General features: G+C 60.2%; 20 protein-coding genes. 18 read left to right on the top strand and 2 right to left on the bottom strand.

The window, feature by feature from the left end; translation table 11 throughout:
- Window positions 1-361 precede the first annotated feature (361 nt).
- From VSQ30_RS07475 to VSQ30_RS07540, 14 genes are all read left to right on the top strand, one after another.
- Complete coding sequence (locus tag VSQ30_RS07475; protein ID WP_237076109.1) at window positions 362-1,462, top strand: serine/threonine protein phosphatase; 1,101 nt, start codon at window positions 362-364, stop codon at window positions 1,460-1,462.
- Between the two features lie 136 nt (window positions 1,463-1,598).
- The gene (locus VSQ30_RS07480; protein WP_334463123.1) at window positions 1,599-2,483 is read left to right on the top strand and encodes a hypothetical protein; all 885 of its coding nucleotides are present in this window, start codon (window positions 1,599-1,601) and stop codon (window positions 2,481-2,483) included.
- 66 nt (window positions 2,484-2,549) lie between these two features.
- On the top strand, window positions 2,550-2,891 hold the full coding sequence (locus tag VSQ30_RS07485) for a hypothetical protein (RefSeq protein WP_160641165.1): 342 nt from the start codon (window positions 2,550-2,552) through the stop codon (window positions 2,889-2,891).
- Window positions 2,892-2,940: 49 nt separating this feature from the next.
- A complete protein-coding gene (locus tag VSQ30_RS07490) occupies window positions 2,941-3,945 on the top strand; it encodes a phage major capsid protein (protein ID WP_334463124.1) in 1,005 nt (334 codons plus the stop codon).
- Window positions 3,946-4,042: 97 nt separating this feature from the next.
- Window positions 4,043-4,414: a hypothetical protein gene (locus tag VSQ30_RS07495; protein ID WP_334463125.1), complete on the top strand. Its 372-nt coding sequence runs from the start codon at window positions 4,043-4,045 to the stop codon at window positions 4,412-4,414.
- A gap of 38 nt (window positions 4,415-4,452) precedes the next feature.
- Window positions 4,453-4,785, top strand: a complete 333-nt coding sequence (locus tag VSQ30_RS07500; RefSeq protein ID WP_334463126.1) for a hypothetical protein — start codon at window positions 4,453-4,455, stop codon at window positions 4,783-4,785.
- Window positions 4,772-5,452, top strand: a complete 681-nt coding sequence (locus VSQ30_RS07505; protein ID WP_334463127.1) for a hypothetical protein — start codon at window positions 4,772-4,774, stop codon at window positions 5,450-5,452. Before VSQ30_RS07500 ends, VSQ30_RS07505 begins: the two co-directional genes overlap by 14 nt.
- A gap of 99 nt (window positions 5,453-5,551) precedes the next feature.
- A complete protein-coding gene (locus VSQ30_RS07510; protein WP_161879843.1) occupies window positions 5,552-6,067 on the top strand; it encodes a DNA circularization N-terminal domain-containing protein in 516 nt (171 codons plus the stop codon).
- A complete protein-coding gene (locus tag VSQ30_RS07515) occupies window positions 6,064-6,963 on the top strand; it encodes a hypothetical protein (protein WP_334463130.1) in 900 nt (299 codons plus the stop codon). Before VSQ30_RS07510 ends, VSQ30_RS07515 begins: the two co-directional genes overlap by 4 nt.
- A complete protein-coding gene (locus VSQ30_RS07520; RefSeq protein ID WP_334463132.1) occupies window positions 6,954-7,283 on the top strand; it encodes a hypothetical protein in 330 nt (109 codons plus the stop codon). Before VSQ30_RS07515 ends, VSQ30_RS07520 begins: the two co-directional genes overlap by 10 nt.
- An 11-nt stretch (window positions 7,284-7,294) precedes the next feature.
- Window positions 7,295-7,642, top strand: coding sequence for a hypothetical protein (locus tag VSQ30_RS07525; RefSeq protein WP_334463133.1), 348 nt, complete (start codon window positions 7,295-7,297; stop codon window positions 7,640-7,642).
- Window positions 7,618-8,682 (top strand): baseplate J/gp47 family protein, encoded by a 1,065-nt coding sequence (locus VSQ30_RS07530; protein ID WP_334463134.1) that lies wholly within the window; start codon window positions 7,618-7,620, stop codon window positions 8,680-8,682. Before VSQ30_RS07525 ends, VSQ30_RS07530 begins: the two co-directional genes overlap by 25 nt.
- A gap of 57 nt (window positions 8,683-8,739) precedes the next feature.
- Window positions 8,740-9,231 carry a hypothetical protein gene (locus VSQ30_RS07535; RefSeq protein ID WP_334463135.1) on the top strand — a complete coding sequence of 164 codons (492 nt, stop codon included), beginning with the start codon at window positions 8,740-8,742 and terminating at the stop codon, window positions 9,229-9,231.
- A 52-nt stretch (window positions 9,232-9,283) separates the two neighbouring features.
- Entirely contained in the window at window positions 9,284-9,586 is a 303-nt protein-coding gene (locus VSQ30_RS07540; protein ID WP_201751154.1) for a YlmC/YmxH family sporulation protein, read from the top strand.
- A 77-nt stretch (window positions 9,587-9,663) separates the two neighbouring features.
- On the opposite strand, the gene cimA is transcribed toward VSQ30_RS07540, so the two are convergent.
- The gene (cimA, locus tag VSQ30_RS07545) at window positions 9,664-11,250 is read right to left on the bottom strand and encodes a citramalate synthase (RefSeq protein WP_334463137.1); all 1,587 of its coding nucleotides are present in this window, start codon (window positions 11,248-11,250) and stop codon (window positions 9,664-9,666) included.
- A gap of 155 nt (window positions 11,251-11,405) precedes the next feature.
- Between cimA and VSQ30_RS07550 the strand changes: the two genes are divergently transcribed.
- On the top strand, window positions 11,406-11,636 hold the full coding sequence (locus tag VSQ30_RS07550) for a hypothetical protein (RefSeq protein ID WP_334463139.1): 231 nt from the start codon (window positions 11,406-11,408) through the stop codon (window positions 11,634-11,636).
- On the opposite strand, the gene trmB is transcribed toward VSQ30_RS07550, so the two are convergent.
- Window positions 11,633-12,289, bottom strand: coding sequence for a tRNA (guanosine(46)-N7)-methyltransferase TrmB (gene trmB, locus VSQ30_RS07555; protein WP_334463142.1), 657 nt, complete (start codon window positions 12,287-12,289; stop codon window positions 11,633-11,635). The genes VSQ30_RS07550 and trmB overlap by 4 nt on opposite strands.
- 156 nt (window positions 12,290-12,445) lie before the next feature.
- On the opposite strand from trmB, the gene VSQ30_RS07560 reads away from it, so the two are divergent.
- The 3 genes from VSQ30_RS07560 (at window position 12,446) to VSQ30_RS07570 (ending at window position 16,619) form a co-directional block, all read left to right on the top strand.
- Window positions 12,446-13,300, top strand: coding sequence for a patatin-like phospholipase family protein (locus VSQ30_RS07560; RefSeq protein ID WP_160641180.1), 855 nt, complete (start codon window positions 12,446-12,448; stop codon window positions 13,298-13,300).
- Between the two features lie 89 nt (window positions 13,301-13,389).
- Entirely contained in the window at window positions 13,390-14,655 is a 1,266-nt protein-coding gene (locus VSQ30_RS07565; protein ID WP_334463147.1) for an HlyC/CorC family transporter, read from the top strand.
- A gap of 230 nt (window positions 14,656-14,885) precedes the next feature.
- Entirely contained in the window at window positions 14,886-16,619 is a 1,734-nt protein-coding gene (locus tag VSQ30_RS07570) for an S-layer homology domain-containing protein (protein WP_334463148.1), read from the top strand.
- Window positions 16,620-16,671: the final 52 nt, after the last annotated feature.

Below are 16,671 nucleotides of genomic sequence, written 5' to 3' on the forward strand. Positions count from 1 at the left end.
GTAAGATAAAATTAAAAAAGGAAAGAATTTGGTCGGGGTTTACCAGCAAACAAGACGGAGATGTAAATTTTTTGTAAGGATTGGAGAAATGGGGATTGGATATATTTTACAAAAATTCGCAGGACTATTGTGCACTTTAATGGCTTTGGCTTGGAGAACGGAGGGCAGAAAAAAATTTTTTTGCAATTTTTAGGAAAAGTTGTCCTCTGGAGGACAACTTTTTTGCGTTTTCAGGGTGTAAGTGAAAGGAGCTTTTCGGTTCCTTGAAAAAAGGGGACAGCCCAGAAAGGAGAGGGGCGCGGTGTGAAGAAGGAGAAAGGAAAGGGGCAGAGGACGATGATATGGAAAGGATGTGGCGCCATTGCTGGGATTTAGGAAGCGGGAGGGCAGGCCTGCTGTGGCAGTGCAGACAGCCCCGGCGCCGGGGCCTGGGGCCTTCCCCCAGGGAGGCGGGGAGCGGGCGCTGTACCGCGCTTTGCGGGAATCGGTGCCGATAATTGACGCGGCGGTTTACAAGCTGCGCAGGCTTATCGGGGAGTTCCAGGCAGTGTGTCCGGACGGGGAGGCCCAGAAGGGCCTCCGGGAGTTTTTGGAGACAGTGCAGGTGAACGCCGCCGGGGTGGGCATCCATGAGTTTCTGGGCATTTACCTGGAGGAACTGGTGACCTATGGCAACGCTGTGGGGGAGATGGTGCTTTCCGGCGGGCAGGTTGGGGCGCTGTACAACGCGGGGCTTGACCAGGTGGAGCTGGAGGCGGACGGGCCTTTAGGGGTGAAGGTGTGGGCTTTAGGGCCTCATGGGAAGGAGCCTTGCCCCTATCCAGAGATGCTGCTGGTGTCGGCTTTGAACCCGGCGGCGGGAAGCCCCTGGGGCACCTCCCTTTTGCGGGGGCTTCCCTTTGTCAGCGAGGTGCTGCTGAAAATTTACCACACTCTGGGGGTGAACTGGGACAGGCTGGGGAACGTCCGGTTTGCGGTGACCTGCAAGCCCGAGGGCATGGGGGCCATGGCAGGAGACAGGGCCGGGCTGATAGCCAGGGAATGGCAGGACGCCATGAAGAGCCGGGAGCCGCGGGACTTTGTGGCAGTGGGGGATGTATCCATCAAGGCCATTGGGGCGGACAACCAGGTGCTGGAGAGCGAGGTGCCAGTGCGGCAGATGCTGGAGCAGATCGTGGCGAAACTAGGGTTGCCCCCCTTTCTGCTGGGGCTTTCCTGGTCGTCTACAGAGCGGATGTCCAGCCAGCAGGCAGATGTGCTGACCAGCGAGCTGGACGCTTACAGGCGGGCGCTGACCCCGGTGGCCATGAAGATCTGCAAGACCTGGCTGGCTTTGGCAGGGTTTGATCCGGTGTGCAGCATTGTGTGGGAGGAGATTACCATGCAGGACGAGGTGGATCATGCCAGGGCCAGATATCTGACAGCCCAAGCACGGAAGTTGGAACGGGAACTGGGAGAGTGAGGGAAGGCCCGCCCCGGCCGGCACCGGACAGGCGGCGCCGCGCCGCGAAGCGGCGTGCGGGTTTTGCAAAAACCCGCAGCCGGGGCGGGGGGAAGAGGCAGAAGGCAGAGGGGAGATGCGTATGCAGGAAGGGTATGTGGCAGAAGGAATAAGAGAGGCCTGGGAGCAGGGGCTGACAGCGGCGGACATGGAGAAAATCAACCGCTACACCCGGCGGGCCTTTGGGCCGGAGGAGGTTTTCGCCTTTTCCATGGTGCTGTGCGACAACCGGGTGGACAGGGACGGGGAGCGGTTCCCGGTGGAATCCCTCCAAAAGCTGCGGGAGCTGTTTTTGGGGAAAACCTGTATTTTCGGCCACCAGCAGGTGGGCGCCAACCAGGCGGCGCGGATTTTCGATACGGCTTTGGAGGAGGAGCCGGGGCAGGAGGCAGAAGGGGGAGAAACCCTCACCCGGCTGATTGCCAGGGCCTACCTGCCCAGGACAAAGGGCACAGAGGAGATGATTGCCCTGATTGACAGCGGGATGCTCAAGGAGGTGAGCGTAAGCTGCGCGGTGGCCCGGCGGGTGTGCAGCGCCTGCGGGCAGGAGCAATGCGGGCATGTGCCTGGAGAGGGGCTGAACGGGCAGGCAGTACACAGGCTGCTGCTGGAGCCTACCGACGCTTACGAGTGCTCCTTTGTGGCGGTGCCTGCCCAGAAAGGGGCTGGCGTGGTGAAGCGGTATGCCCGGCAGGGGGAAGGCCTTAAAAAGGCCTGGCAGGCTTTGGAGCAGGAGGCCCAGTGGGGGCGGAAATACCGGGAAAGCCTGACGGAAAAGGTGCTGAAGTACAGCGCGCTTGTACAGCCGGAGCTGCCCAGGGAGGTGATGAAATCGGCGGTGCGGGGGCTTTCCATGGAGGAACTGGACATGATGGGCCGCACCTATGAAAAGCTGGCCCAGAAGGCGCTGCCTTTAAGGCCCCAGCTTGCGCCGGAAAGGGCGCGGGTCAGGGAAGATGAGAACAAAGCGTTTCAGATTTAGCCGCTATTGCGCCTGCATACAATGGCGTGAAAAGATGACAGAATTTATAAATGGGAGGGTTTTGCTGTGAAGGTTTCTTTTGACGGGATGGGAGAAAAAATGTTTACCTTTGAGGCGCAGACTGGCGTGGAGGATGGCATGATGGTGAAGCTGGCGGCTGCCGGGACTGTGGCGGCCTGCTCTGCTGCCGGGGACGTGCCGCTGGGGATGGCCCGGCAGGTGCGGAGCGGCATTTGCGGGGTGCAGACAGAGGGCTATATGAAGCTGCCCTGCGCTGCTGGCATGGCGGTAGGCTTTGGGCTGTTTTCCAGCGGCGCGGATGGAAAGCTTATGAAGGGAGAAAGCGGCAGGCCCGGCTTTGTGGTGGATGTGGACGCTGTTACAGGGGCCTGCGGGGTGATTTTTTAGGATCTGCGGAAAAAGGAAAACCAGCAAATAGTATTTTGGAGGGGAAAATATGGCTGCATATAAAAACATTGTACTGGAGAAGGGCATGTATGGCATGCCGGGGAAAAGCTTTACCCAGGTGCTGGAGGAGATGGACAATTCGGAAAACTACAGGGGCACGCCTTTGGAGGGCATGGACGCTTACCAGCGCCAGCTTATGCGCTTCGGCATCCGGGTGAGCGGGCCGGGTTCCAGCACTGTGGAAAGCTTTTTTGGCAGCTCTGCCAGCGCGGCGCTGTTCCCGGAATATGTGGCCCGGGCGGTGCGGCAGGGCATGGAGTCCGCCACAAAGGCGGCTGACATTGCGGCTACCGTTACCACCATTGACGGGCTGGACTACCGCACCATTTCCACTGGGACAGGCCATGACAGCAAGTCCTTAAAGCCTGTGGCAGAAGGGGCCGAGCTGCCCCAGACCGCCATCCGCACCAGCAAAGGGCTGGTACGCCTGCACAAGCGGGGGCGGATGCTGGTGACCTCCTATGAGGCGCTGCGGTTCCAGAAGCTTGACCTGTTCACCGTTACCCTGCGGCAGATTGGGGCGTATATCTGCGGGGCGCAGATGCAGGACGCGGTGGACGCGCTGATAAACGGAGACGGGGCAAAGCCCGGGGTGGGCTTTATGGAGGGCGCTCCTAGCTACAGCGACTTTATCGCGCTGTGGGGGAAGCTGGCCCCCTACACCCTGAACACAGTGCTGGCAGGCACTGACGCCATGCAGAAGCTTTTGAACATCGGGGAGTTTAAGGACGCCCAGGCAGGGATGAACTTCCAGGGCACGGGCAGGCTCTGCACGCCCCTGGGGGCCAAGCTGATTCATGTGCCCACCATGGAGGCGGGGAAGATTCTGGCTATGGATAGGACATGCGCTTTGGAGCTGGTGCAGGCCGGGGACGTGTGTACGGAATATGACAAGCTGATTGACCGCCAGTTGGAGCGGGCCGCTATCAGCGTGACGGCGGGCTTTGCCCGGATTTATGAGGACGCGGCCCAGGGCCTTTCCTATACCGTTTAATTTGGAAAAGGGCCGGGGCAAGCTGTGAGCACGTAAGGAAAAAGCAGGGAGAGGGCGGGCGGCAGGCCGTCCGCCTTATCTGTTTTGGGGAGGGCATATGAAAAGATTGCGGGAAGAAGAGGTTTTAAAAAAGTTTTCCCTTTACAGCGGGGAGGAGGAAGATGAGGGGCCCCGGTGGGAGCTGTGCAGGGCGCTGTGCAGGGAATGCGGGGAGTGGATAGGGAACAAGGCGGCGGGAGAGGGGGAAAAGGGCCTGGGGCTTTTGGAAAGCCTGGCGGCGGCAGAGGCCTTTTACCAGCTTGTACTGCTGGACGGGGCCTTGACCCCGGAAAGCCTTTCATCCCCGGAAGTGAAGCTGGAAATAGGGAAGCGGGAGGAAAAGGCCTTAAAGCTGGCGCGGGAAAAGCGCCTGGCCTGCAGGGGATTTTTACAGGAAGAGGAGTTCTATTTTGGCAGCGTGAAGGCATAAGAATAGGGATGTTACACTTTTAGAGAGGAGCGGGCCGGATGGAAGATTTGGCGGGCCGGGTGTTCCGGCACATGGCAGGGGTAAGGGTTACGGGGACTGACGGGAAGGCGGGGGAGGGCCGGGGAATTATATCCCGGCAGAGGGGCCAGCAGGGCCAGACGCTGGGGGGGCTGAACCACCCGCTGGGAGAACTGACAAAGCCCCTCTATGTTTTTACCGGGAGCCTGCCCCGGGCAGAGCCAGGGGATCTGCTGGAGCAGGGAGGAGAGCGGTACAGGGTGCTTTACGGGGACAGGGTGACGCTGGGAGGCGCGGCGGTGTGTACCCGGGCGGTTTTGGAGAAAAGGGAGGCAGAGGATGACAGCCTATGAGATTTTAAGAAAGCTGCTGGGGCTTTTGCGGGAGGCGGGCCTGGAAGCGGACTTCCGGGAAAGCTACAGCCCTGGAAACGGGCGGCTGCCCCAAAGGCCAGTGGCTGTGGGGCAGGTAGGCAGCGAGGGGGCGGCAGAGGGGAAATGGAGCGCCCGGCTGGATTTCCAGGTATACCTGCCAAGGAAAGAGCCGCTGGAAACAGGGGAAGAACTTCTTGCCGCCATTGGGGAGACGGCGGAGGCACATTTTTCTTCCCTCTCCGGCATAAAGCGGGAAGGATTCGGGCCAGACAAGGAGGCAGGGCTGCTGTGCGCCAGGTGCTTTCTGGAATTTGCCGGGGAAAGGGAAGGGGGCGGCGCCTGCCAGGTTTTGATTGGAGGCGTGGCGCGGCCTGTTTCCGGCTGGGAAATTTCCGTAAGCTTTGGGAAGCCCCTGACGGCGGTGGGGGAAAACGAGCCTTTTGCCCTGCTGGGCGGGGCTGTTTACCGGGTAAAGCTTCTGGGGCTTGACACAAAAGGGCTGGAGCGCCTTGCGGGCTTTACGGCAGAGCTTCCGGAGGACATCTTTACCCGGTGCCGCTGGGAAAGCCTGGAGGAAACAGGGCGGCAAGGGGTGTTCCTGTCTGGCCAGCGGGAAGAAAGGGGGCGGGCCGGTGGAGGCGCTTGAGCGGGCGGAGGAACTTTCCCGGGAACTGGAGCGGGACAGCAGGCGGTATCCCGGCTCCCTGTAAAGGGGCGCGGGGACGTGTAAAGGGGGAGTGTGGGAATGCATTTGATGACCATGGGCTTTAAGGGGATCACCTGGGGGGTGAACCCCACAGCCCTGCGGCTGGAATGGGCGCGGAGCCTGCGGGAGACGGTGCTGCCCTTTGCGGGCAGCAGGCTGGAGGATTTGGGCAGGAAAAAGCGAAGGGTGCTGGGGGAAGGGTATTTTACAGGGGATGACAGCATGGCCCGGTGGCAGGCCCTGGGCGCGGCCTTTGCGGAGGGAGGGCCGGGGTATTTGCAGCTTCCCGGGCAGGATCCCTTCCTGGCAGTGCTGGAGGAGCTGAAGCTTTTAGGAGAGCCGGGAGAGGGCGCGGTGCATTACAGCTTTGTGTTTGTGGAGGCAAAGGGCCATCAGGACGGCGGAAGCGGGCAGGTATACCGGGCCGGGGCGGGAGAGAGCCTGTGGGACTATGCCTGGCGCTGGCAAAGGCCTGTGGAGGAGGTGCGCTGGGCTAACCCTCATATCCGGGACATTGCCTGTTTGGAGCAGGGGGAAAGGGTGGTGCGGCCATGATTTGCTGGGGCACAGGCAAAGACGGCTCTCAAATGCTTTTGGGGAGGCCCAGGGAAATGGTGCTTTCCTTTGACCGGGAGGCCCCGGCAGACGGCCTGAAAGCGGTTTTTCCGGCAGAGGAGATGTGGGAGGCCCTTTCCCGGGTGGAGGTGATTGCAGGAGGGCATGTGGTGTTCCGGGGCGTTGTGGACGAGCAGAACACAAAAATTGGCCCGGAGGGCCTTTGGGTGGAGCTGGTGTGCCGCAGCATGGAGGCCCTGCTGCTGGATAACGAGGCCTGCCCCCAGACCGTGCAAAGCCCTTCCCTGCAGCTTTTAGAGACAAAGCTTCTGGGGCCTTTAGGCTTTCAGAAGGTGGATGGCCCCCAGGGGGCCGTGCCCGGCGGACTGGAGATTGAGAAGGGGGCAAGCTGCTGGCAGGTGCTGGCGGATTTTTGCGGCAGGCATTTCGGCGCCGTTCCCTATGTGGACGGGGAGGGGGTGCTCCGCTGCGGTGGCGGGGAGACGGAGGAGGTATCCATAGAGGAAGTGCTGCGGGCGGAAATTTCCCAAAAGCCCTGCAAGGAGGTTTCGGAAATTTGGCAGCAGAGCTTCCGGGGCACCTATGACACCCCCTACCGGGACAGGGAGGCGGTTTCTTTGCGCCGGCGGTATGTAAGCAGCCAGAGCGGCGGGGATCCGAAGGAAATGCTGAAAGAGGCAAAGAAGGAGAGTTGGAGCGCCGCTGTGGAATGCGGGGGCGCGGTGTGGCCCCTGCGGGGGAAAACCGTTTCTGTTTCCCTGCCGGGGCTTGGAAGGCTTTCAGGCTGCGGCATTAAAAGCGGCAGGTGCTTTTTGGACAGCCAGGGGCTGCGCACCCGGCTGGTGCTGGAAAAGGGGGAGAGCACATGTGGCTGACGGCACAACTGAAAAAGGCCGGGGGCCTGCGGCTGGGACGTGGCCTGGTGCAGGCCGGGGAGGGCTTCCGGGTGCAGGGGGAAAGGGAGTTTTCCGCCCCGGAGCAGGTGGCCCCTTACGGGGTGTCCAGCCGGGCCGCCGGGGGGAAGGAGGCTGTGATGGTAGATGGGCTTTGCGCCGGGGTGCTGTCTGGCAGCGACAGCCGCCTGCAGGCCGGGGAGGTGCGGCTGTATTCTGCCGGAGGTGCGGAGATCCTTTTGAAAAACAACGGGGACGTGGTGATAAACGGACAGGTTTTCCCGAAGAACCTGGAGGGCTGAAAGAGGCGTTTATGGCGGATTTATGTGTGAAGGAGGGCGTCCACCTGCTGGGGCCTACGGGCCTGCCCCGGCGTGTGGAGGGCCTGGAGGAGCTTTTGCAGAACGCGGGAATGCGCATTGCCCTGCGCCGGGGGGAATTCCCCTATGGGCGGGAGCTGGGCAGCGGCTTCTGGCAGTGGGATTCCTCAGAGGAACATGCCCTGGAGCGGGCGGCGGCCCTGGCAAACGAGGGGCTTTTGGATATGCCGGGCGTGCGGGCAGTGGGCGCGAGGGAAGTGGAAGCAGGCGTGGCTTTTCAGATTGACACGCCGCTGGGAAAGGGGGAAGTGGTAGTTTGGAGAGCTTCGCAGGAATCCTGAAGCGGATGGAGGAAGCATACCGGGAGGAAAGCGGCTGCCCGGTGGAGGCAGTTTCAGATATCGGCCTGCGGCTGCGGGTGCTGGCAGGGGAGCTTTACAGGATACAGGAGGAAGCCCAGTGGCTGAAGCGCCAGATTTTTCCCCAGACGGCAGAGGGGGATGAGCTGGAACTGCATGGCAGCCAGCGGGGCATTGCCCGGAAGGAGGCTGTCCGGGCTGTGGGGGAGATTACCTTTACCCGGTACATCCCCATTTCATTTGATTTGCCGGTGCCCAAGGGCACTGTGTGCGCGGCTCCTGGAGAGGAGGCTGTGGAGTATGAAACCACAGCGGACGTTGTGCTTCTGGCAGGGGAGGTTTCGGTGACGGCTCCGGCCCGGGCGGTGGAGCCGGGAGAAAAGGGCAACGCGGCGGAAAGCGCTGTGAACACCCTGGTGACCCCGGTGGAAGGGATTCAGTATGCCTCCAACCGGGTTCCCTTTACAGGGGGCACAGACCGGGAGGGGGACGAAGCCTACCGGGAGCGGGTGGCAAAAGCCTACGAGCGGCCGGTGATTTTGGGCAATGCAGCCTACTATGAGGAGATTGCCAGAAGCGTGCCGGGGGTTACCTCCGCCCAGGCAGTGGCGGACGGGGAGAACCCGGGCACAGTGAAAATCTATCTGTGGGGGGAGGGGGCGGCCCCAGGGGAGGAAACCCTGGCGGCAGCCTTGGAAATCCTTAACAGCAAAAAAGCCCTGGGCGCTGCCCTGGCAGTGCAGGCGGCTGTGGAAAAGAAGATTAACCTCTTTTTAAAGGTAGCCCTGCCGGAGGGGGTGGAGTTTCCCCCTGCAAAGGCGGCCATTGAAAAGGCGCTGCGGGCGTGGATGGCAAAGCGGCAGGTGGGGGATCCGGTGCAGCCCGCGGACGTGGTGCGCCTGGGGCTGGAGGCTGTGCCCTGTGCGGTGCGCATGGAAATGACTGCCAGCATGATGGGCTGCGCCGCCACGCCGGGGGTGATTCCCGTTCCCGGCACCATGACAGCGGGGCAGATAACATGAAAAACAGGAGAGAAAGGAGGGGCCCGGGCGCGGGGCGGGGAGGCTTTATCCCGCCCTATGGGCCTGCTGCGCCCTATGGCGGCGGATATGAAGGCTGGGGAGAACATGAAAAAGCTGTTGGCTCGAAGCGGGGTGTATAAGCTTACCGGAGACACGCCCCTGGAGTGGGAGCTGGCGGCATATGACGCGGGGTTTTCCCTGCTGGAGGAGGCGCTGTCCCGGACAGAAGAGGGCATCTTTGCCGATACGGCCCCGCAGGAGTGGCTGGACGAATGGGAAACCCGGTATTTCCCCCAGCCGGTGCAGGCGGATCTTGCAACCCGCCGGGAGATGCTGAAGGAACGGCTCCTTCCCCGGAAAGGCCCTGTTACCCTTTTGGACATGCCCGGCCTGCTGCTGGCGGCGGGCATCCGGGGCACAGCGGCGGAGGAGGGGGGCAGGGTGGTGATAACCCCCATAGAATACCTGGCGCCAAAGGCCCAGGCGGAAAGGGCGCTGGGGCAGCTTATGCCCCTGCATGTGGCCTGGAGCATAGCGGGGGCCCAATAGCATACCTGCCGGTAAAGGGGCATATAATCGCTATAGCCCCAAAAAGGGAGGGATGGCTGTGAACTGTAGGATAGGCGAACTGCGCAACAAAGAGGTGGTGAACGTGAAGGACGGCGGCAGGCTGGGCTTTGTAAGCGATGTGGAGCTGGATACGGCTGCCGCCACCCTGACCGCTGTGGTGGTGTATGGCAGGCTGCGGCTGTTCGGGCTTCTGGGGAGGGAGCCGGATTTTGTCATTCCCTGGAAGGACATTGAACTGATAGGGGACGATACCGTACTGGTAAACTGGAAGCAGCCGGAGGGGCCTAAGCAGTCGGGAACCCTGCAGCGCATATGGGAAAAGCTGGGGATGTAGGGCAGGCCGCGAAAATGCGAAAAGGGGGAAGCTTCCGGCACAGCCGGGGGCTTCCCCCTGGATTTTTTCAGAACCGTTCATTCTCCGGCAGGCGCCTGCTGCCCTGCCTTTAAAAGCAGGTATTCCATAGAGTCCTCCAAAGCCTTCCAGCTTGCGGCCACCACGTCCCCGGAAACCCCTACGGTGGTAAAGCTTTCCCCGCTGTGGACAGAGGAGGTGATGAGCACGCGCACCCCGGCGGCAGTGGCGCTGTTGCTGTCCAATACGCGCACCTTATAGTCGGTAAGCTTCACATCTGCCAGCACAGGGTAAAAGACCTCCAAAGCCTTGCGCAAGGCCCTGTCCAAGGCGTTTACAGGGCCGTTGCCCTCTGCCGCCATCAGTTGGATTTCCTCCCCTACGCGCACCTTCACTGTGGCGCTGGCCCCGGCCTTGCCGGATCCGTAATCGCTGTAAATGTGGTAATATAAAAGCTCGAAGAAGGGCGGGAAGGGCTTTAGGCGCTTGCGCACCAGCAGCTCGAAGGAGGCGTCGGCCCCTTCAAACTGGTATCCCCCAGCCTCCAGATCCTTCAAATCTGCCAGCACCTGACGGGCCGACTGGGCGTCCAGGGATATATCCGGGAAAGCCCGGCGGATTTTTTCCAGCATAACAGCCCTGCCGCTGATTTCTGAGGCGGGAAACCGCCGGGCATTCCCCACCAGGTAGGGGTCGATGTGCTCGAAGGAACGGGGGGTTTTCAAAACCCCGTCGGCGTGCATTCCCGCCTTGTGGGAGAAGGCGTCCGCCCCCACATAGGGCAGGCCATGGGGCAGCTCCCAGTTGGCAATGGCGGCCAGCGCCCGGGCGGTGGAGGAGAGGAGCTTGATTTTTTCCTGGGGGATGCAGGTGAAGCCCAGCTTGCACTGCAAGTCGCCGATAACTGCGGAGAGGTTCGCGTTGCCGCAGCGCTCCCCAAAGCCCAGGAGGGTGCCCTGCACCTGGCTGGCTCCAGTGCGCACAGCGGCAACGCTGTTGGCGGTGGCCATGCCGCAGTCCTCATGGAAGTGTACGCCGATGGGCAGGGAAAACCGGGCGCGCACCTGCTCCATGGCGGCCTTTACTTCCTCCGGGAAAGCGCCGCCGTTTGTGTCGCACAGGCACAGAAGATCCGCGCCGCCCCGGGCCGCCGCCTCCAGGGCCTCCAGGGCAAAGGCTGGGTCGTCCTTCCAGCCGTCAAAAAAGTGCTCCGCGTCAAAGATAACTTCCCGGCCCTGGGACTTTAAAAAGCGGCAGCTTTCCTCTATCATGGCAAAATTTTCCTCTGGCGTGGTTTCCAGCACCCAGTCCACATGGAACCTCCAGGCCTTGCCGAACAGGGTGCAGCAGGGGGTTTGGGCCTTTAAGAGGGCCTTGAGGTTTTCGTCCTCCTCCGGCCGCAGGCCCTTGCGGCGGGTGCTGCCAAAGGCGGAAAGCCGGGCGTGCTCCAGCTTCATGGCCCCGGCCCGCTTGAAAAATTCCTCGTCCTTAGGGTTGGAGCCGGGGTTCCCCGCCTCAATGTAGGCCACCCCCAGGGCGTCCAGCAGCCGGGCAGCCCCCAGCTTGTCCTCTACGGAAAAGGCTATGCCATGGCCCTGGGCGCCGTCCCGCAGGGTGGAATCAAATATAGAAACTGTGCTTTTCATGTGCCCGCCTTCCTTTCCGGCCTGCGTCCGGGTGAAAAAAATCATCCTGCAAAAGGGCGAATGTCTTGCATAAGCAGGTTTTTCTGTTATAATATTATAGTAAATATGGGGGAATACCTATAATGCGGCTAACGGTAGCCTGGGGGGATAGGAGCATGCTGTTTCATAAAAAACGGAAAAACGCCCTGTTTGGCGGGGACATCCCGCCGGACTGCGCCTACTGCCGCCACAACAGCGGCAGGCAGGGCCAGGTGCTGTGCGCCCTGCGCTGCACCATGACAGACGGCAAATGCAGGCAGTATGCCTACGATCCCCTTCTCCGGGAGCCGCGCCCTGCCCCCAGCCTGCAGACGGAACAATTTTCCGAGGAGGACTTTAAGCTTTAGGTTTCTAAAAGCCGCGCCCGCAGGGCTTTTGTGGGAATGCCCTGGGCTGTGAACATGATTTCATGCTCGGTTATAACGTTTTCCACGCCCTCAGCGGCGTGGAGATCCTTTGTGTCGAAAAACACCTGAAAGCCCGCCTCGGCAAAATACCGTTTGGTGGCAAGGTACAAGTCGTCGTTGTCGGTTTTAAACCAGATTTCCCCTCCTGGCGCCAGCAGCCCTTTGTAGGATGCAAGCTGGCGGGTGTGGGTAAGCCGGCGCTTATGGTGCCGGGCGGCGGGCCAGGGGTTGCAGAAATTGATATAGAGCCTGTCTGCCTTTTCCTCCGGGGAGAAAAGCTCCGGCAGGCGCTCAATGTTATAGCTGCAAAGGAGGATGTTATCAGGCTGTTCCTCCCCATAAATGCTTTGGATGTTCCGCCTGCCCACTCCCAGGATGTCCAGGCTGATGTCGATGCCGATGAAGTTTATGTCCCGGTTTTTATGGGCGATGTCCCCCAGGAAAACGCACTTGCCGCAGCCCAAATCCAGGTGCAGGGGCCGGGCTTCTGAGAAGGCCCGCTGCCAGCCGCCTCTTTGGGCCTTGGGATCCGGAAGGAAATACGGGCAGGCCGTAAGCTCCGGGCGTGCCCAGTCTTTTTTTCTGATACGCATCTTTTAAGAAATCCCCCTTACTCATTTTACAGGACGCAGCCCGCAGATATGACTGCCTTTTGGAGTATTATAGCCTGAAGGCCCGGGAAAAGCAAGCCCCGGGAAGGGGCGGGCGCTTTTGAAGAACAACATGCCGGTTTTGGCGGAAAGGAATTTATGAGCAAGAAAGCGATTGTATTGGAAGGCGGCTCCCTGCGGTGCATGTTCTCCGCCGGGGCCGTGGATGTGATGATGGAACAGGGCATTTCCTATGACGGGCTGTTCGGCGTGTCTGCCGGGGCCTTGACCGGGGCAAACTATGTCTCCGGCCAGCCGGGCCGCACAGCAGAGGTGAACCTGAACTTTGTAAATGACAAGCGCTACCTGGGCGTGCGCAACCTGCTGCTGCACAGGAGCCTTTTTAATTTTGACTTCCTGTTTGGAGAAATCTGCGACACCCTGGTGCCCATGGACAGGGAAACCTTTGAAAATTCTGCCTGCCGGTTCACAGCGGTTTCCACCAACTGCCTGACAGGGGAGCCTGTTTTCAGCGAAAAAGGCGCCTGTACGGATATTTACGCCGCCATCCGCGCCAGCGCCAGCCTCCCCCTCCTTGCCCCCATGGTGCAGGTGGAAGGCGTGCCCTGCCTGGACGGCGGGGTGTCCCTTTCCATCCCCTATATGCGGGCGCTGGAGGAGGGGTATGACAAGGTGGTAGTGGTTACCACCCGGGAACATGGCTTCCGGAAGGAGAGGGTTTCCCGGCCTGTGGCCCGGATGTATGCCCGGGCATACCGGAAGTATCCCCGGCTGGTGGAGGCCCTGCTGGAGGCCCCCAGGCGCTATGGGCGGGAGCTGGACATGCTGGACAGGCTGGAAGCCCAGGGGAGGCTCTTTGTGCTGCGCCCGCCCCAGCCCGTCACCATTTCCCGGGCCGAGAAGGATACGAAGAAGCTGCGGGCGCTGTACCAGCAGGGCCTGGACACCTGCCGCAGCCGCCTGCCCGCCTTGCTGGAGTATCTGGGGGAGTAGAATTTTCCCGCGGCCCATGTTGCATAGGCAGCGGGAATGTGATATAATGACAGTCAAATTATTTGCAAAAGGATGTGGTGTTCCCTTTTATGGACAGTCACAGTACAACCATGATTCTCGTTTTAGTCTGCCTTGTGTTTCTTTCCGCCTATTTTTCCGCCACAGAGACGGCCTTCTCTTCCTTAAACCGCATACGCCTGAAAAACATGGCGTCCGGCGGCAACAGGCGGGCGCAGACAGCCCTTTCCCTTTCGGAAAATTACGACGAGCTGCTTTCCACCATTCTGGTGGGGAACAATATCGTCAACATTGCCTCCACCTCCATTGCCACCACCCTTTTTGTGGCGGCCCTTGGCGGCAGCGCGGGGCCGACCGTTTCCACGGTTGTGATGACGGTGGTGGTGCTTATCTTTGGCGAGGTCAGCCCCAAGAGCCTGGCAAAGGAAAACGCGGAAAGCTTCGCCATGTTCTCGGCCCCCCTGCTGCGGGTGCTGGTGGTGGTGCTTAAGCCTGTAAACTTCCTGTTCACCCAGTTGAAGAAGGGCCTGCACAAAATTTTCCGGGTGAAGTCCGACTATTCCATGACGGACAGCGAGCTGTTGACCATTGTGGAGGAAGCGGAGCAGGGAGGCGGCATTGACGAGGACGAGGGGGCCATGCTCCGCAACGTTATCGAGTTTGACGACATAGAAGCCATCGACATTATGACGCCCCGGGTGGACGTGGAGGCTGTGTCTTTTGACGCCAAAAAGAACGATGTGGCGGCGCTGTTCCGGTCAACAGGCTTTTCCCGGCTGCCGGTGTATAAGGAGACGATTGACAGCATCATCGGCGTGATACATGAAAAGGATTTTTACAGCTTTGTGTGGGACACCCAGCAGGAAATTGACAGCATTATAAAGCCGGCGGAGTTTATCCCGCCTTCCATGAAGGTTTCCGCCCTGCTGAAATCCCTGCAGCAGAGCAAATCCCACATTGCTGTGATTATAGACGAGTTTGGCGGTACGGAAGGCATCGTCACGCTGGAGGATGTGCTGGAGGAGCTGGTGGGGGAAATCTGGGACGAGCACGACCGGGTGGTGCAGCAGGGCTTCCAGAAGGTGAAGGAAGGGGAGTACCGGGTGTTCTGCTCTGCCGACTTGGACGATCTCTTCGAGTTTTTCCACATTTCCTGCGAGACAGAGGCTTCCACCATCAACGGCTGGATTTTGGAGAACCTGGATCGCATTCCCGCCGAAGGGGATGTGTTCGCCTATCAGGGCCTTACCTTTACGGTGGCCCGGGTGGAGAACAACCGCACCGAGGAGGTGCTGGTGCGCTGCCCTGCTGACGCTGAAAAGCAGGCGGAGGGCTAGGTTCTGTTTACAGTTTCCTTAGGTATGGAAGGGATTTTTTGATTTGCTATATAGTGCGCATCTTGCAAGGGGCGGGCCGTTTTTGGCGCGCCCTTTCTGTTTGGTGAAATTTTTTGGCAAAACAGGGAAAGGGGCAGGGAAGGGGTTGAGTTTTTTACCATATAGTGGTAAGATTAGTTAAAGCTAAGAAGGAATGCGCGTATATTAAAGAACGAAGGAGATTGTATGGGATGAAACGGGTTTTGTCTTTTATGCTGGCGCTGTGTGCAGCTTTGGGAATGGTGTGCCTTGGAGAGCCTGCCCAGGCGGCAGGGAAGAAGCTGATTGCCGTTACTTACGACGACGGCCCGGGGCCTTATACGGAGCGGCTGCTGGACGGCCTGAAAAAGAGGGGCGTAAAAGCCACTTTTTTTATGCAGGGGATGAACGCCGCCCGGTATGAAAAGACGGTGGCCCGGATGTACCGGGAAGGGCACCAGCTTGCAAACCACACCTATAACCACCCGGATTTAACCCGGCTTTCTGCCGGGGAGATACAAAGCCAGGTGAACCGCACCAACAGTATTTTAGACAAAGCGGCGGGAAAGGGCGCGGACTACCTGCTGCGCCCGCCCTATGGTTCCTACAACAGCGCTGTGGGCAGGGCTGTCGGCGCGCCCATGATTTTGTGGTCTATTGACCCCCAGGACTGGCTGTACCGCAACGCTGCCACTGTGAAGAACAATGTGCTGCGAAATGCCCACGACGGGGCCGTACTGCTGCTCCATGACATCCACTCCACTACAGTGGACGGCAGCCTTTCCGCTATTGACAGCCTGAAGGCCCAGGGCTATGAATTTGTCACCGTGCGGGAGCTGTTCCGCCGCCGGGGCCGCACCCTTTCGGCAGGCAGCAGCTACAGCCAGGCAAACCCCAACGGCAAAGACCTGGGGCCTGTTCAGCAGCCGGAGATAACCTCCCAGCCAAAGGGCGGGCAGTTGGAAATCACCATTACAGCCCAGAAGGGGACGGCTGTCTATTATTCTCTGGACGGCTCTGATCTGAACCAGCAGAGCCGCCGCTATACAGGGCCTTTTACAGTGCAAACGCCCTGCACTGTGAAAGCCTGCGCCGCTTACAATATGAACGGCAGCCGCAGCGACACCCTGGAAAAGAAGTTTGACAGGCCAGCGGCCCCTGCGCCGGTGCTGCATATTGAAAATGGCTTTCTCATTATTGAAGGCACAACGCCGGAGGTGGCGGTGTATTATTCCGTCAGCGGCGCCCAGGACAGCAATGGCAACCAGCTTTACACAGGGCCGGTGGCCCTTGTTCCAGGGGTGCGGGTGTCTGCCTACGGGGCAGGGGAGGGCTATTACAACAGCGCTTCGGTGCGCATAGCCTATTCCCCTTTGGGCAACGTGTTCCGGGATGTGTTCCCTGAAGCCTGGTATTTTGACGCTGTGGACAAGGCGGCGGCGGAGGGGATTATCCAGGGCCAGGGAGATGGCGTGTTTGCGCCGAAGGATTCTGTAACCCGGGGGCAGCTTGTCACCTTCCTGCACCGCATTTCCCAGGAAACAGGCGATGTCCCTGCCGGGGAGGGCAGCCCCTTTACGGATGTACCGGAAGGGAAGTATTACACAGAGGCTGTAGCCTGGGCGGTGGAAAACAACGTGGCCTCTGGATATGAGGACAGCACCTTCCGTCCGGAGCGGAAGGTGACCCGCCAGGAAATGGCCTGTATCCTGCATCGGTATATGACAGGCTGCTGTGGCGCCGCCCTCTCTGCCGGGGGGCTGGAAAGCTTCCGGGATAGGAATGCTGTGGCGGATTGGGCAAAAGAAGCTGCGGATGCCTTGAGCGCTTCCGGGATTTTACAGGGAGACACCGAGGGAAATTTCCGCCCAGCAGACGGCTGTACCCGGGCAGAGGCTGCCGCTGTGCTGCTGCGGGTGCAGGGGTATGTCCCGCCAGTAATGTGAGATATATGCTGGCGGGCATGTGAAAAATTTTCACAAAGAAAGAAGAGGATTT

The organism is Acutalibacter sp. JLR.KK004, assembly GCF_036941085.1.
Lineage (GTDB): Bacteria > Bacillota > Clostridia > Oscillospirales > Acutalibacteraceae > Acutalibacter.

What these genes read in the sequence shown, in the direction of transcription:
- VSQ30_RS07500 (WP_334463126.1), top strand. Translation starts at nt 4,453, where the DNA reads ATGGAAGATTTGGCGGGCCGGGTGTTCCGGCACATGGCAGGGGTAAGG.
- VSQ30_RS07525 (WP_334463133.1), top strand. Translation starts at nt 7,295, where the DNA reads ATGGCGGATTTATGTGTGAAGGAGGGCGTCCACCTGCTGGGGCCTACG.
- VSQ30_RS07550 (WP_334463139.1), top strand. Translation starts at nt 11,406, where the DNA reads ATGCTGTTTCATAAAAAACGGAAAAACGCCCTGTTTGGCGGGGACATC.
- VSQ30_RS07495 (WP_334463125.1), top strand. Translation starts at nt 4,043, where the DNA reads ATGAAAAGATTGCGGGAAGAAGAGGTTTTAAAAAAGTTTTCCCTTTAC.
- VSQ30_RS07515 (WP_334463130.1), top strand. Translation starts at nt 6,064, where the DNA reads ATGATTTGCTGGGGCACAGGCAAAGACGGCTCTCAAATGCTTTTGGGG.
- trmB (WP_334463142.1), bottom strand. Translation starts at nt 12,289, where the DNA reads ATGCGTATCAGAAAAAAAGACTGGGCACGCCCGGAGCTTACGGCCTGC.
- VSQ30_RS07520 (WP_334463132.1), top strand. Translation starts at nt 6,954, where the DNA reads ATGTGGCTGACGGCACAACTGAAAAAGGCCGGGGGCCTGCGGCTGGGA.
- VSQ30_RS07540 (WP_201751154.1), top strand. Translation starts at nt 9,284, where the DNA reads ATGGCTGTGAACTGTAGGATAGGCGAACTGCGCAACAAAGAGGTGGTG.
- VSQ30_RS07565 (WP_334463147.1), top strand. Translation starts at nt 13,390, where the DNA reads ATGGACAGTCACAGTACAACCATGATTCTCGTTTTAGTCTGCCTTGTG.
- VSQ30_RS07490 (WP_334463124.1), top strand. Translation starts at nt 2,941, where the DNA reads ATGGCTGCATATAAAAACATTGTACTGGAGAAGGGCATGTATGGCATG.
- VSQ30_RS07535 (WP_334463135.1), top strand. Translation starts at nt 8,740, where the DNA reads ATGGGCCTGCTGCGCCCTATGGCGGCGGATATGAAGGCTGGGGAGAAC.
- VSQ30_RS07510 (WP_161879843.1), top strand. Translation starts at nt 5,552, where the DNA reads ATGCATTTGATGACCATGGGCTTTAAGGGGATCACCTGGGGGGTGAAC.
- VSQ30_RS07570 (WP_334463148.1), top strand. Translation starts at nt 14,886, where the DNA reads ATGAAACGGGTTTTGTCTTTTATGCTGGCGCTGTGTGCAGCTTTGGGA.
- VSQ30_RS07560 (WP_160641180.1), top strand. Translation starts at nt 12,446, where the DNA reads ATGAGCAAGAAAGCGATTGTATTGGAAGGCGGCTCCCTGCGGTGCATG.
- cimA (WP_334463137.1), bottom strand. Translation starts at nt 11,250, where the DNA reads ATGAAAAGCACAGTTTCTATATTTGATTCCACCCTGCGGGACGGCGCC.
- VSQ30_RS07505 (WP_334463127.1), top strand. Translation starts at nt 4,772, where the DNA reads ATGACAGCCTATGAGATTTTAAGAAAGCTGCTGGGGCTTTTGCGGGAG.